Raw genomic sequence first — 14,083 nt, 5'->3', positions numbered from 1 at the left:
AGCGTGTCATTGATCGCTTCCGACCAATTCCGCATCGTTGTCGGCCTCGGCAAGAGCGGCATGTCCCTGGTTCGCTTCCTGGCGAACCGGGGCATTGCCTTTGCGGTCGCCGACACCCGCGAGCAACCGCCGGAACTGGAAACCCTGCGCCGTGATTACCCGCAGGTGGAAGTGCGCTGTGGTGAACTGGACGTGGACTTCCTGTGCCGCGCCAACGAGCTGTACGTGAGCCCGGGCCTGGCCCTGGCCACCCCGGCCCTGCAGCAGGCAGCGGCGCGTGGCGTGCTGCTGTCCGGTGACATCGAACTGTTCGCCCGCCATGCCAAGGCGCCGATCGTGGCGATCAGCGGCTCCAACGCGAAAAGCACCGTGACCACCCTGGTCGGCGAGATGGCCGCCAAGGCCGGCAAGCGCGTGGCCGTGGGTGGCAACCTGGGCACCCCGGCGCTGGACCTGCTGAGCGACGACGTCGAGCTGTATGTGCTGGAGCTGTCGAGCTTCCAGCTGGAAACCACCGACCAGCTCAACGCCGAAGTGGCCACTGTGCTGAACATCAGCGAAGACCACATGGACCGCTACAGCGGCCTGCCGGCCTACCACCTGGCCAAGCACCGGATCTTCCGCGGTGCCCGTCAGGTCGTGGTCAACCGCCAGGATGCCCTGAGCCGACCGCTGCCGGTGGAAGGCCGCCCATGCTTCACCTTCGGCCTCAACCAGCCGGACTTCAAGGCCTTCGGCCTGCGTGAAGTCGATGGCGAGAAATACCTGGCGTACGAATTCCAGACGCTGATGCCGGTGCGTGAGCTGAAGATTCGTGGCGCCCACAACCAGAGCAACGCCCTGGCGGCCCTGGCCCTCGGTCACGCTGCCGGTTTGCCGTTCGCGCCAATGCTCGAAGCACTGCGCGAGTTCAAGGGCCTGGCTCACCGTTGCCAGTGGATCCGTGAGCGCAACGCCGTCAACTGGTACGACGACTCCAAGGCCACCAACGTCGGCGCTGCCCTGGCCGCGATCGAAGGCCTGGGTGCGGACATCGACGGCAAACTGGTGTTGATCGCCGGTGGCGACGGCAAGGGTGCCGATTTCGCCGCCCTGCGCGAGCCGGTCAAACGCTTCTGCCGCGCCGTGGTACTGCTTGGCCGTGATGCCGAGCGCCTGGCCGATGCCCTGGGTGATGGCGCGCCGCTGGTGCGGGTCCAGACCCTGGACGAGGCTGTGCAGCAGTGTGCCGAGCTGGCCCAGCCGGGCGACGCGGTGCTGCTGTCGCCGGCCTGCGCCAGCCTCGACATGTTCAAGAACTTCGAAGAACGCGGGCGCCTGTTCGCCCAGGCGGCGGGAGGGCTGGCATGATCTTCGGCATCCTCAAGCCGTACCCGTCGCCGCTGATCAGCGGCCGTGGCGTCGACCTCGACTTCGCCATGCTGGCCGGTTGCCTGGCGCTGCTGGGCCTGGGCCTGGTGATGATCACCTCGGCATCGTCGGAAGTGGCTGCGGTGCAGTCCGGCAACCCGCTGTATCACATGTACCGCCACTTGGTGTACGTGTTCCTCGGCCTGGTCGCCTGTGGCGCGACCATGATGGTGCCGATCGCCACCTGGCAGCGCATGGGCTTCATGATGCTCATCGGTGCCTTCGGCCTGCTGGTGCTGGTGCTGGTGCCGGGGATCGGCCGTGAAGTGAACGGTTCGATGCGCTGGATCGGCTTCAGCTTCTTCAACGTGCAGCCCTCTGAGATTGCCAAGGTCTTCGTGGTCATTTACCTGGCCGGCTACCTTGTGCGCCGGCAGACCGAGGTGCGCGAGACCTGGATGGGCTTCTTCAAACCGTTCATCGTGCTGCTGCCAATGGCGGCTCTGCTGCTGATGGAGCCGGACTTCGGCGCCACCGTGGTGATGATGGGGGCCGCCGCCGCGATGCTGTTCCTCGGCGGGGTGGGGTTGTTCCGCTTCAGCCTGATGGTGGTGCTGGCGGTGGCTGCGGTGTTCATCCTGGTGCAGGCGCAGCCGTACCGGATGGCGCGTCTGATCACCTTCACCGACCCCTGGTCCGACCAGTTCGGCTCCGGCTACCAGCTGACCCAGGCGCTGATCGCCTTTGGCCGCGGCGAGTGGCTGGGCGTGGGCCTGGGCAACAGCGTGCAGAAGCAGTTCTACCTGCCTGAAGCACACACCGACTTCGTGTTCTCGGTGCTGGCCGAAGAGCTGGGCGTGGTCGGCTCGCTGGTGACCATCGCGCTGTTCGTCTTCGTCACCATCCGCGCGCTGTATATCGGCCTGTGGGCAGAGAAGGCCAAGCAGTTCTTCGCCGCCTACATGGCGTTCGGCCTGGCGTTCCTGTGGATCGGCCAGTTCCTGATCAACATCGGGGTGAACGTCGGCCTGCTGCCGACCAAGGGCCTGACCCTGCCGTTCCTGAGTTACGGCGGTTCATCGCTGGTGATCTGTTGTGCCTGCGTGGGTTTGCTGTTGCGCATCGAATGGGAAAGTCGCACGCACTTGGGCAGCGAGGAGCACGAATTCAAAGAAAGTGACTTTGCCGAGGAGACCAGTCATGGCCGCTGACGGCAAGAACGTACTGATCATGGCCGGTGGTACCGGGGGGCACGTGTTCCCGGCCCTGGCCTGCGCCCGTGAATTCCAGTCGCGTGGTTACACCGTGCACTGGCTGGGCACCCCGCGGGGCATCGAGAACGAACTGGTGCCGCAAGCCGGCCTGCCACTGCACCTGATCCAGGTCAGCGGCCTGCGTGGCAAGAGCAAGCTTTCGCTGCTCAAGGCACCGTTCACCCTGGTCAAGGCGGTGCTCCAGGCGCGCCGTATCGTGCGCGAGCTCGAGCCTGTGTGCGTAGTTGGCTTCGGCGGCTATGTGACCGGCCCGGGCGGCGTTGCCGCAAAGCTGTGCGGTGTACCGCTGGTGATCCACGAGCAGAACGCCCGCGCCGGCACCACCAACCGCCTGCTGCTGCCGCTGGCTGCGCGTGTCTGCGAAGCCTTCCCGGCGACCTTCGACGCCAGCGACAAGCTGCGGACCACCGGCAACCCGGTGCGCCCGGAGCTGTTCATGGATGCCCAGCGCGCGCCCTTGGCCGAGCGCCGCGCGCGCCTGCTGGTGATGGGTGGCAGCCTGGGTGCGGAACCATTGAACAAATTGTTGCCTAAGGCCCTGTCCGAAGTACCGGCGAACCTGCGCCCAGAGGTGTTCCACCAGGCCGGCAAGCACCATGCGCCAGCCACTGCCGAGCGTTACCGCGAGGCAGGTGTCGAGGCCCAGGTCGAGCCGTTCATCAAGGACATGGCCCATGCCTATGGCTGGGCCGATATCGTGGTCTGCCGGGCCGGTGCCCTGACCGTCAGCGAACTCGCGGCGGCGGGCCTGCCTTCGATGCTGGTGCCCTTGCCCCACGCGATCGACGACCACCAGACCTACAACGCCCAATATCTGGCCCAGGAAGGCGCTGCCTTCCTCATGCCACAAGCGACAACTGGCGCAGCGCAACTCGCTGAACGCCTGAACGAGGTGCTGATGCAACCCGAGAAACTCAACACCATGGCTGGCACCGCACGGCGCCTGGCCAAACCTGCTGCAACCAGCACCGTGGTCGATATCTGCCTGGAGGTGGCCCATGGTTGAAAGCCAGAAAGCCATGCCCCAGCCGAAGATGGGCCGCATCAACCGCATCCACTTCGTCGGTATCGGCGGCGTGGGCATGTGCGGTATCGCTGAAGTGCTGCTGAACCTGGGCTACCAGGTGTCCGGTTCCGACCTCAAGGCGTCGCCGGTTACCGAGCGCCTGGAGTCGTTCGGCGCCGAGATCTTCGTCGGCCACCGCGCCGAGAACGCCGCCAATGCCGATGTGCTGGTGGTGTCCAGCGCCATCAACCCGGCCAACCCGGAAGTCGCCACCGCCCTGGAACGTCGTATTCCGGTGGTGCCGCGTGCCGAGATGCTCGCCGAGCTGATGCGCTATCGCCATGGCGTGGCGGTTGCCGGTACCCACGGCAAGACCACCACCACCAGCCTGCTGGCTTCGGTATTCGCCGCCGGCGGTCTGGACCCGACCTTCGTCATCGGTGGTCGCCTGACCGCTGCCGGCACCAACGCGCAGCTGGGCACCAGCCGCTACCTGATTGCCGAAGCCGACGAAAGCGATGCCAGCTTCCTGCACCTGCAGCCGATGGTTGCCGTGGTCACCAACATCGACGCCGACCACATGGCAACCTACGAAGGCGACTTCAACAAGCTGAAGAAGACCTTCGTCGAGTTCCTGCACAACCTGCCGTTCTACGGCCTGGCCGTGATGTGCCTGGACGACCCTGTCGTGCGCGAGATCCTGCCGCAGGTCAAGCGCCCGACCGTTACTTACGGCTTCAGCGAAGAGGCCGACATCCGCGCCATCAACGTGCGCCAGCAGGGCATGCAGACCCACTTCACCGTACTGCGCCGCGACTGCGAGCCGCTCGAGGTGTCGGTGAACATGCCCGGCAACCACAACGTGCTCAACGCCTTGGCCACCATCGCCATCGCCACTGACGAAGGCATCAGCGATGAAGCCATCGTCCAGGGCCTGTCCGGCTTCCAGGGCGTCGGCCGCCGCTTCCAGGTCTACGGCGAACTGCCGGTCGATGGCGGCAGCGTGATGCTGGTCGACGACTATGGTCACCACCCGACCGAAGTGGCTGCTGTGATCAAGGCCGTGCGCGGTGGCTGGCCAAGCCGCCGCCTGGTGATCGTCTACCAGCCGCACCGTTACAGCCGTACCCGCGACCTGTACGACGATTTCGTCCAGGTGCTGGGCGATGCCAACGTACTGCTGTTGATGGAAGTCTACCCGGCCGGCGAAGAGCCGATCCCCGGTGCCGACAGCCGCCAGCTGTGCCACAGCATCCGCCAGCGCGGCAAGCTGGACCCGATCTACATCGAACGTGGCGCCGAGCTGGCGCCGCTGGTCAAGCCGCTGCTGCGCGCCGGCGACATCCTGATCTGCCAGGGTGCCGGTGACGTCGGTGGCCTGGCCCCGCAACTGATGAAAAGCCCGCTGTTCGCAGGCGCCAAGCAGGAGAAGTCGAAATGACCAGCGCTTACGAACAACTGCACTCGACCCTGGACGTGAAAGCGTTCGGCCGTGTTGCCGTGCTGTACGGTGGCAAGAGCGCCGAGCGTGAAGTGTCGCTGAAGTCTGGCGCCGCGGTGATCGACGCACTGACCACTGCCGGTGTCGACGTGGTCGCCATCGACGTCGGTGACGACCTGCTGGCGCGTCTGCAGCACGAGAAGATCGACCGCGCCTTCATCATCCTCCACGGCCGTGGCGGTGAAGACGGCAGCATGCAGGGCCTGCTCGAGTGCCTGGGCATCCCCTACACCGGCAGCGGCATCCTCGCTTCCGCACTGGCCATGGACAAGCTGCGCACCAAGCAAGTGTGGCAGAGCCTGGGTATTCCGACCCCGCGCCACGCGGTGCTGGCCAGTGCCGAGGATTGTGTTGCAGCCAGTACGGAACTGGGCTTCCCGCTTATCGTCAAACCTGCCCATGAAGGCTCTAGCATCGGCATGGCCAAGGTGAATAGCGAGCAGGAACTGATCGCTGCCTGGCAAGACGCCGCCCACTACGATTCGCAAGTCCTGGTCGAGCAATGGATTCACGGCCCGGAGTTCACCATCGCCGTTCTGCGTGGCCAGGTGCTGCCGCCGATCGCCTTGGGTACTCCGCACGTGTTCTACGACTACGACGCCAAGTACATCGCCAATGACACCCAGTACCGCATCCCGTGCGGCCTGGACAGTGCCAAGGAGCAGGAACTGATCGACCTGACCGCGCGCGCCTGCGATGCCATCGGCATCGAAGGCTGGGGCCGGCTGGACGTGATGCAGGACGAGCAGGGCCGGTTCTGGCTGCTCGAAGTCAACACCGCACCCGGCATGACCGACCATAGCCTGGTGCCCATGGCGGCCCGCGCGGCCGGCCTGGACTTCCAGCAACTGGTGCTGGCGATCCTGGCTGAAAGCGTGGCGACGCGAGGTTAACCATCATGCAAGGCGCAATGATACGTCAGCAGCAACCCGTTACCGGCCGCAGCAAGCCGGTGCCACGTGGTGCCAGCCGACTGGTGGCCGACGAGCCCGTATCGGCGCGCCTGCCGCGGCCCAGCCTGGGCGGCCTCAAGCGCCTGCTGTGGCCGATCGTGCTGGTGGCTGCAGGCTTCGGCGCCTATGAGGGCGCCATCCGCCTGATGCCTTATGCCGACCGGCCAATCACCAAGATCGACGTGCAGGGCGACCTTAGCTACATCAGCCAGCAGTCGGTGCAGCAGCGCATTGCGCCATACGTGGCGGCGAGCTTCTTCAGCGTCGACCTCACCGCGATGCGCGCCGAGCTTGAGCAGATGCCGTGGATCGCCCATGCCGAAGTGCGACGGGTGTGGCCGGATGAAGTGGTGATCCGCCTGGAAGAACAGCTGCCGGTGGCGCGCTGGGGTGACGAGGCCCTGCTCAACAACCAGGGCCAGGCCTTCACCCCGCGCGAGCTGGCCAACTATGAGCACCTGCCGCAGCTGGCCGGGCCGCAGCGCGCTCAGCAACAAGTCATGCAGCAATATCAGGTATTGAGCCAGATGCTGCGCCCCCTGGGCTTTTCCATCGCTCGCCTGGAGCTGCGCGAGCGGGGCAGCTGGTTCCTGACCACCGGTGCGAGCAGCGCCGGGCCGGGCATCGAGCTGCTGTTGGGGCGCGACCACCTGGTGGAGAAGATGCGCCGTTTCATTGCCATTTACGACAAGACACTCAAAGAGCAGATCACCAATATCGCCCGCATTGATCTGCGTTACGCCAACGGACTTGCCGTTGGTTGGCGGGAACCGAACGCACCGACGACGGCCCAACCCGCCGTTGCGAAGAATTAGAGAGAGGCAGGACCATGGCAAACGCGCATAGCGGCAAAATGATCGTCGGGCTGGACATCGGCACCTCCAAGGTGGTGGCGCTGGTGGGTGAAGTGGGCGAAGACGGCACCCTCGAGATCGTGGGCATCGGCACCCACCCATCCCGCGGCCTGAAGAAGGGCGTGGTGGTGAACATCGAATCGACCGTGCAGTCGATCCAGCGCGCAGTGGAAGAAGCCCAGCTGATGGCCGGCTGCCGTATCCACTCGGCGTTCGTCGGTGTAGCAGGCAACCACATCCGCAGCCTGAACTCCCACGGCATCGTCGCCATCCGCGACCGCGAGGTCAGCGTTGCCGACCTCGAGCGTGTGCTCGACGCCGCCCAGGCCGTGGCCATCCCGGCTGACCAGCGCGTGCTGCACACCCTGCCGCAGGACTATGTGATCGATAACCAGGAGGGCGTGCGCGAGCCGCTGGGCATGTCCGGCGTGCGTCTGGAGGCCAAGGTTCACGTGGTCACCTGCGCGGTCAACGCGGCGCAGAACATCGAGAAGTGCGTGCGCCGCTGCGGCCTGGAAATCGACGACATCATCCTCGAGCAGCTGGCCTCGGCCTACTCGGTGCTGACCGATGACGAGAAAGAGCTGGGCGTGTGCCTGGTGGACATCGGTGGTGGCACCACCGACATCGCCATCTTCACCGAGGGCGCGATCCGTCACACCGCGGTCATCCCGATTGCTGGCGACCAGGTGACCAACGACATCGCCATGGCCCTGCGTACGCCGACCCAGTACGCCGAAGAAATCAAGATCCGCTACGCCTGCGCCCTGGCCAAGCTGGCCGGCGCGGGCGAGACCATCAAGGTGCCTAGCGTGGGCGACCGCCCACCGCGCGAGCTGTCGCGCCAGGCCCTGGCCGAGGTGGTGGAGCCACGTTACGACGAGCTCTTCACCCTGATCCAGGCCGAGCTGCGCCGCAGCGGCTACGAGGACCTGGTGCCAGCCGGCATCGTCCTCACCGGCGGCACTGCGAAGATGGAAGGTGCCGTGGAACTGGCCGAGGAAATCTTCCACATGCCGGTACGCCTGGGCGTGCCGCACAGCGTTCGGGGGCTGAGCGACGTGGTGCGCAACCCGATCTATTCCACCGGTGTGGGCTTGCTTACCTATGGCCTGCTCAAGCAGTCCGAGGACCTGGTCCTGACCGGTAACACCAACAGCAGCAACAACAGCTATGGCGATGAACCGAAGGCCCCAGTGCTTGAGCGCTTCAAGAAGTGGGTCCAGGGCAACTTCTAAGTTTCAAAGCAGTAGTGGTAGGCGCAACAACTAGAGAACTGTAAGGAGAGGGAAAATGTTCGAGCTCGTAGACAACGTCCCGCAAAGTCCGGTCATCAAAGTGATCGGTGTTGGCGGTGGCGGCGGCAACGCCGTCAACCACATGGTGAAGAGCAGCATCGAAGGCGTCGAGTTCATCTGCGCCAACACCGATGCCCAGGCGCTGAAAAACATCGGCGCACGCACCATCCTGCAACTGGGTACCGGCGTGACCAAGGGTCTGGGTGCCGGTGCCAATCCGGAAGTCGGCCGTCAGGCCGCGCTGGAAGACCGTGAGCGCATCGCCGAGGTGCTGCAGGGCACCAACATGGTGTTCATCACCACCGGCATGGGCGGCGGTACCGGTACCGGCGCGGCGCCGATCATCGCCGAAGTGGCCAAGGAAATGGGCATTCTCACCGTTGCAGTGGTGACCCGTCCGTTCCCGTTCGAAGGCCGCAAGCGCATGCAGATCGCCGATGAAGGCATCCGCATGCTGGCTGAGAGCGTCGACTCGCTCATCACCATCCCCAACGAGAAGCTGCTGACCATCCTGGGCAAGGATGCCAGCCTGCTGTCCGCCTTTGCCAAGGCCGACGATGTACTGGCCGGTGCCGTTCGCGGTATCTCCGACATCATCAAGCGCCCGGGCATGATCAACGTCGACTTCGCCGACGTGCGCACCGTCATGGGTGAAATGGGCATGGCGATGATGGGTACCGGCTGCGCCAGCGGCCCGAACCGTGCTCGCGAAGCCACCGAAGCGGCGATCCGCAACCCGCTGCTCGAAGACGTCAACCTGCAGGGCGCCCGCGGCATCCTGGTGAACATCACCGCAGGTCCTGACCTGTCGCTGGGTGAATACTCCGACGTGGGTAGCATCATCGAAGCCTTCGCCTCCGATCACGCCATGGTCAAGGTCGGCACCGTGATCGACCCTGACATGCGTGACGAGCTGCACGTGACCGTGGTTGCCACCGGTCTGGGCGCGCGCATCGAAAAACCGGTCAAGGTGGTCGACAACACCCTGCAGACCGCCCAGCAGGCGTACGAGGCTTCCAATCCGGCGCCGGTTCGCCAGGAGCAGCCAGCCGTCAACTACCGTGACCTGGAGCGCCCGACCGTAATGCGCAACCAGGCCCACGCAGGTGCCGCTGCGGCAGCTAAACTCAACCCTCAGGATGACCTGGACTACCTCGATATCCCAGCCTTCCTGCGTCGTCAGGCCGATTGATGGAATTTATCAGGGGTATAAGGGTGATTGGTGTTCAGCAAAGGCCGGGTCTGTTATCATCCCCAGCCTTTGTTGATACCTGTTCGCATTATTTGCGCTGAAGCGGCCAATGCCATGATTAGACAACGCACCCTGAAGAATACCATCCGTGCCACGGGCGTCGGCCTGCACTCCGGGGAGAAGGTCTACCTGACCCTCAAGCCTGCGCCTGTCGACACCGGCATCGTCTTCCGTCGCGCCGACCTTGACCCTGTGGTCGAAATCCCGGCGCGTGCGGCCAACGTCGGTGAGACCACCATGTCCACCACGCTGGTCAACGGTGACGTCAAGGTCGATACGGTCGAGCACCTGCTCTCCGCCATGGCGGGCCTGGGCATCGATAACGCCTACGTCGAGCTCTCCGCCTCGGAAGTGCCGATCATGGATGGCAGCGCCGGTCCCTTCGTATTCCTGATTCAGTCTGCCGGCCTGGAAGAGCAGGACGCAGCCAAGAAGTTCATCCGCATCCTGCGCGAAGTGACAGTGACGGAGGGCGACAAGAGCGCCACCTTCCTGCCATTCGACGGGTTCAAGGTGAGCTTCGAGATCGACTTCGATCACCCGGTCCTCAAGGGCCAGACCCAGAGTGCGGTCGTCGACTTCTCCAGCACCTCGTTCGTGAAGGAAGTCAGCCGCGCCCGTACCTTCGGCTTCATGCGTGACATCGAGTACCTGCGCAAGCACAACCTTGCGTTGGGTGGCAGTGTCGAGAACGCCATCGTGGTCGACGAGACTGGTGTGCTCAACGAAGACGGCCTTCGTTCCGATGACGAATTCGTCAAGCACAAGATCCTCGACGCCATTGGCGACCTTTACCTGCTGGGCAACAGCCTGATCGGCGAGTTCAAGGGCTACAAGTCCGGCCACGCGCTGAACAACCAGCTGCTGCGCAAACTCATCACTGAAACCGATGCCTGGGAAGTGGTCACTTTCGAAGATGCCAGTACGGCACCGATCTCGTACATGCGTCCTGTTGCGGCCGTGTAAGTTCGAACACTCTCTCTAGTGTGATTAAGGCCACCTTCGGGTGGCCTTTTTTATTTCAGCGCTTTTCTTTGTTCGCGTGGCTGGCCAGTCGCTCCAGGGCGGCACGCAGCTTGGGGTCGGCGATCCCTTCGGCGGAGTCGCGGATGCTCTCGGCGGCAGTGTTCGACAGTTCGGTGGTGTTGCCGCCGCGCCTGGCCGGCACCAGGGGCGGTTGCACCTTGTAGTGGATGCGCTGCAGGTTGCCGAATGCTTCCAGCGCCTGTAGCTGGCGCTGCAGGCGTTTCTGCTGGTAGCGCAGGCGCGTGGCCCAATGGCCGTCGGTGACCACCAGCAGCAACGTACCGTCCCGCCACGAGGCCACATGGCAATGCTCGCGGGCTGCCGGTTGCAGCTGGCTTTCCAGCAGGCGCTGCAGGTGTTCCAGGCGCTCGGCCTGGTTCAGCAGCAGGCGCAGCGGGCGGTTCTGGCGCAGCAGGGTGGCGGGCGGCTGGGCGGGGGAGGGTTTGAAGGCCATGGTGGTGTGCATGCAGTGACAAGGAGGCCAGTCTAACATCCTCGTTGCCTGAGCTGGCCTCTCACGGGATAGGAGTCATTCTCGCTATTGTTTCATCAACCCGCGGGTTGAACTCGGGGAAAATGCCCCTATCTTAGAAAAGCCCCCGCCTAAGCGCTGTGCCAGCATCGTGGCAATCGACCACTTTCCTCACCATCGTTTCCGGGTAGAATGCTCGTTCGCATGCGGCCTCAGGGCTGCACGGGCGACTCATGGGGCCGCCCTCCATCCCTACGTGTGGAAGATCCTGCCGATATGTTTGCGCCTTTGTTAAAAAAACTTTTTGGAAGCAAGAACGAGCGTGAAGTCAAACGCATGCTCAAGACGGTAGCTATCGTCAATGCCTTCGAAGAGAAGATGGTGGCCCTCTCCGATGAGCAACTGCGGGGCAAGACCGCAGAGTTCAAGGAGCGCCTGGCCAAAGGCGAGACGTTGGACCAACTGTTGCCCGAAGCCTTCGCCGTGGCCCGTGAGGCCGGCAAGCGCGTGATGGGCATGCGCCACTTCGACGTGCAGCTGATCGGCGGCATGACCCTGCACGAGGGCATGATCGCAGAAATGCGTACCGGTGAAGGCAAGACCTTGGTCGGTACCCTGGCCGTTTACCTCAACGCCCTGTCCGGCAAGGGTGTGCATGTGGTCACGGTGAACGACTACCTGGCCCGCCGCGACGCCAACTGGATGCGCCCGCTGTACGAATTCCTCGGCCTGTCCGTAGGCATCGTCTCGGCCTTCCAGCCGCCTGAAGAAAAGCGCGCCGCCTACGCTGCCGACATCACCTACGGCACCAACAACGAATTCGGTTTCGACTACCTGCGCGACAACATGGCGTTCAGCCAGGAAGAGAAGTTCCAGCGTGAACTGAACTTCGCCGTGATCGACGAAGTCGACTCGATCCTCATCGACGAAGCGCGTACCCCGCTGATCATCTCCGGTCAGGCCGAAGACAGCTCCAAGCTGTATATCGAGATCAACCGCCTGATCCCGCGCCTGACCCAGCACATCGAAGAAGTCGAAGGCCAGGTCACCCAGGAAGGCCACTACACCATCGACGAGAAGAGCCGCCAGGTAGAGCTCAACGAAGCCGGTCACCAGTTCATCGAAGAGATGCTGACCCAGGCTGGCCTGCTGGCCGAAGGCGAGAGCCTGTACTCGGCGCACAACCTGGGCCTGCTGACCCACGTCTACGCCGGCCTGCGTGCGCACAAGCTGTTCCACCGCAACATCGAGTACATCGTCCAGGACGGCCAGGTCCTGCTGATCGACGAGCACACCGGCCGTACCATGCCTGGCCGTCGCCTGTCCGAAGGCCTGCACCAGGCCATCGAGGCAAAAGAAAACCTGAACATTCAGGCCGAAAGCCAGACCCTGGCGTCGACCACCTTCCAGAACTACTTCCGTCTCTACACCAAGCTGTCCGGCATGACCGGTACCGCCGACACCGAAGCGTTCGAGTTCCAGTCGATCTACGCCCTCAACGTGATGGTCATCCCGCCGAACAAACCGCTCGCGCGTAAAGACTTCAACGACCTGGTGTACCTGACCGCCGACGAGAAATACGCCGCGATCATCGCCGACATCAAAGAGAGCATGACCCAGGGCCGCCCGATCCTGGTGGGTACCGCCACCATCGAAACTTCGGAGCACATGTCGAACCTGCTGAAGAAGGAAGGTATCGACCACAAGGTACTGAACGCCAAGTACCACGAGAAGGAAGCCGAGATCATCGCGCAAGCCGGTGCCCCGGGTGCGCTGACCATCGCCACCAACATGGCTGGCCGTGGTACCGACATTCTGCTGGGCGGTAACTGGGAAGCCGAAGTGGCTGCCCTGGAAAACCCGACTCCTGAGCAGATCGCCCAGATCAAGGCCGACTGGCAGAAGCGTCACCAGCAGGTGATTCAAGCCGGTGGCCTGCACGTGATCGCCTCCGAGCGCCACGAATCGCGCCGTATCGACAACCAGCTGCGTGGCCGTTCCGGCCGTCAGGGCGACCCGGGTTCGAGCCGCTTCTACCTGTCGCTGGAAGACAGCCTGATGCGTATCTTCGCCTCTGACCGGGTGAAGAACTTCATGAAGGCACTGGGCATGCAGTCTGGCGAGGCCATCGAGCACCGCATGGTCACCAACGCCATCGAAAAAGCCCAGCGCAAGGTCGAAGGCCGCAACTTCGACATCCGCAAGCAGCTGCTTGAATACGATGACGTGGCCAACGAACAGCGCAAGGTGATCTACCACATGCGCAACAGCCTGCTGGCGGCCGATAACATTGGCGACACCATCGCCGAGTTCCGCCAGGAAGTGCTGGATGCCACCATCAGCCAGCACATCCCGCCGCAGTCGCTGCCGGAGCAGTGGGACGTGGCCGGCCTGGAAGCGGCGCTGGCCAGCGACTTCGCCATGAAGCTGCCGATCCAGCAGTGGCTGGACGAGGATGCTCAGCTTTACGAGGAGACCCTGCGCGAGAAGCTGCTGAACGAAATCACCACCGCCTACACCGAGAAGGAAGACCAGGCCGGTATCGAGGCCCTGCGTACCTTCGAGAAGCAGATCTTGCTGCGCGTGCTGGACGACCTGTGGAAAGACCACCTGTCGACCATGGATCACCTGCGTCACGGTATCCACCTGCGTGGTTACGCGCAGAAGAACCCGAAGCAGGAGTACAAGCGCGAGTCGTTCTCGCTGTTCCAGGAACTGCTCGAGTCGATCAAGCGCGACACCATTCGCGTGCTGTCGCACGTTCAGGTGCGCCGCGAAGACCCGGCCGAAGAAGAAGCCCGTCTGCGCCGCGAAGCCGAAGAGCTGGCCAGCCGCATGCAGTTCCAGCATGCCGCCGCGCCGGGCCTTGAAAGCGAGCAGCTTAGCGAGGAGGGCGCCGAAGTGGCCGTGGCCGCTGCCCCGGTGCGCAACGACCTCAAGCTGGGCCGCAACGAGCCGTGCTGGTGTGGTTCTGGCAAAAAATTCAAGCATTGCCATGGTCAGATCGAGTGACCTGAGCTGATTGTTGTATCGTGACATCCCTGGGGGCCGCATTGCGGCCCCCTTTTTCCATATTCACCGTATTTCTAGGAGCGCT

General features: G+C 63.8%; 11 protein-coding genes. 10 read left to right on the top strand and 1 reads right to left on the bottom strand.

Annotated elements, in window-relative coordinates; translation table 11 throughout:
- Window positions 1-3 precede the first annotated feature (3 nt).
- From murD to lpxC, 9 genes are all read left to right on the top strand, one after another.
- Window positions 4-1,350 carry a UDP-N-acetylmuramoyl-L-alanine--D-glutamate ligase gene (murD, locus tag N430_RS09410; RefSeq protein WP_110635798.1) on the top strand — a complete coding sequence of 449 codons (1,347 nt, stop codon included), beginning with the start codon at window positions 4-6 and terminating at the stop codon, window positions 1,348-1,350.
- Window positions 1,347-2,561, top strand: coding sequence for a putative lipid II flippase FtsW (ftsW, locus tag N430_RS09405; protein ID WP_103449223.1), 1,215 nt, complete (start codon window positions 1,347-1,349; stop codon window positions 2,559-2,561). The genes murD and ftsW overlap by 4 nt, the downstream gene beginning before the upstream one ends.
- Window positions 2,551-3,630, top strand: a complete 1,080-nt coding sequence (murG, locus tag N430_RS09400) for an undecaprenyldiphospho-muramoylpentapeptide beta-N-acetylglucosaminyltransferase (RefSeq protein WP_110635801.1) — start codon at window positions 2,551-2,553, stop codon at window positions 3,628-3,630. Before ftsW ends, murG begins: the two co-directional genes overlap by 11 nt.
- Window positions 3,623-5,071, top strand: a complete 1,449-nt coding sequence (gene murC, locus N430_RS09395; RefSeq protein ID WP_110635803.1) for a UDP-N-acetylmuramate--L-alanine ligase — start codon at window positions 3,623-3,625, stop codon at window positions 5,069-5,071. The genes murG and murC overlap by 8 nt, the downstream gene beginning before the upstream one ends.
- Entirely contained in the window at window positions 5,068-6,024 is a 957-nt protein-coding gene (locus tag N430_RS09390) for a D-alanine--D-alanine ligase (protein ID WP_110635806.1), read from the top strand. Before murC ends, N430_RS09390 begins: the two co-directional genes overlap by 4 nt.
- Before the next feature lie 5 nt (window positions 6,025-6,029).
- On the top strand, window positions 6,030-6,899 hold the full coding sequence (locus N430_RS09385; protein WP_085675083.1) for a cell division protein FtsQ/DivIB: 870 nt from the start codon (window positions 6,030-6,032) through the stop codon (window positions 6,897-6,899).
- Window positions 6,900-6,913: 14 nt separating this feature from the next.
- Entirely contained in the window at window positions 6,914-8,176 is a 1,263-nt protein-coding gene (ftsA, locus tag N430_RS09380) for a cell division protein FtsA (protein ID WP_103449232.1), read from the top strand.
- Between the two features lie 55 nt (window positions 8,177-8,231).
- Complete coding sequence (gene ftsZ / locus N430_RS09375; RefSeq protein ID WP_003251871.1) at window positions 8,232-9,428, top strand: cell division protein FtsZ; 1,197 nt, start codon at window positions 8,232-8,234, stop codon at window positions 9,426-9,428.
- A 114-nt stretch (window positions 9,429-9,542) separates the two neighbouring features.
- A complete protein-coding gene (gene lpxC, locus N430_RS09370; RefSeq protein WP_054884618.1) occupies window positions 9,543-10,454 on the top strand; it encodes a UDP-3-O-acyl-N-acetylglucosamine deacetylase in 912 nt (303 codons plus the stop codon).
- Between the two features lie 55 nt (window positions 10,455-10,509).
- Here lpxC and N430_RS09365 read toward each other — a convergent pair whose 3' ends face one another.
- On the bottom strand, window positions 10,510-10,968 hold the full coding sequence (locus N430_RS09365; RefSeq protein ID WP_110636264.1) for a DUF721 domain-containing protein: 459 nt from the start codon (window positions 10,966-10,968) through the stop codon (window positions 10,510-10,512).
- A 294-nt stretch (window positions 10,969-11,262) separates the two neighbouring features.
- On the opposite strand from N430_RS09365, the gene secA reads away from it, so the two are divergent.
- Window positions 11,263-13,998: a preprotein translocase subunit SecA gene (secA, locus tag N430_RS09360; RefSeq protein ID WP_110635809.1), complete on the top strand. Its 2,736-nt coding sequence runs from the start codon at window positions 11,263-11,265 to the stop codon at window positions 13,996-13,998.
- Window positions 13,999-14,083: the final 85 nt, after the last annotated feature.

This window comes from Pseudomonas sp. CC120222-01a (assembly GCF_003097235.1).
Lineage (GTDB): Bacteria > Pseudomonadota > Gammaproteobacteria > Pseudomonadales > Pseudomonadaceae > Aquipseudomonas.
Note: the sequence above shows the minus strand (reverse complement) of the source record. Positions and strands in the feature narration are given on the sequence as shown.

Bases quoted from the DNA above. Each gene is read 5' to 3' on its own strand.
- ftsW (WP_103449223.1), top strand. From the start codon at position 1,347: ATGATCTTCGGCATCCTCAAGCCGTACCCGTCGCCGCTGATCAGCGGC.
- murG (WP_110635801.1), top strand. From the start codon at position 2,551: ATGGCCGCTGACGGCAAGAACGTACTGATCATGGCCGGTGGTACCGGG.
- murC (WP_110635803.1), top strand. From the start codon at position 3,623: ATGGTTGAAAGCCAGAAAGCCATGCCCCAGCCGAAGATGGGCCGCATC.
- N430_RS09390 (WP_110635806.1), top strand. From the start codon at position 5,068: ATGACCAGCGCTTACGAACAACTGCACTCGACCCTGGACGTGAAAGCG.
- N430_RS09385 (WP_085675083.1), top strand. From the start codon at position 6,030: ATGCAAGGCGCAATGATACGTCAGCAGCAACCCGTTACCGGCCGCAGC.
- ftsA (WP_103449232.1), top strand. From the start codon at position 6,914: ATGGCAAACGCGCATAGCGGCAAAATGATCGTCGGGCTGGACATCGGC.
- ftsZ (WP_003251871.1), top strand. From the start codon at position 8,232: ATGTTCGAGCTCGTAGACAACGTCCCGCAAAGTCCGGTCATCAAAGTG.
- lpxC (WP_054884618.1), top strand. From the start codon at position 9,543: ATGATTAGACAACGCACCCTGAAGAATACCATCCGTGCCACGGGCGTC.
- N430_RS09365 (WP_110636264.1), bottom strand. From the start codon at position 10,968: ATGGCCTTCAAACCCTCCCCCGCCCAGCCGCCCGCCACCCTGCTGCGC.
- secA (WP_110635809.1), top strand. From the start codon at position 11,263: ATGTTTGCGCCTTTGTTAAAAAAACTTTTTGGAAGCAAGAACGAGCGT.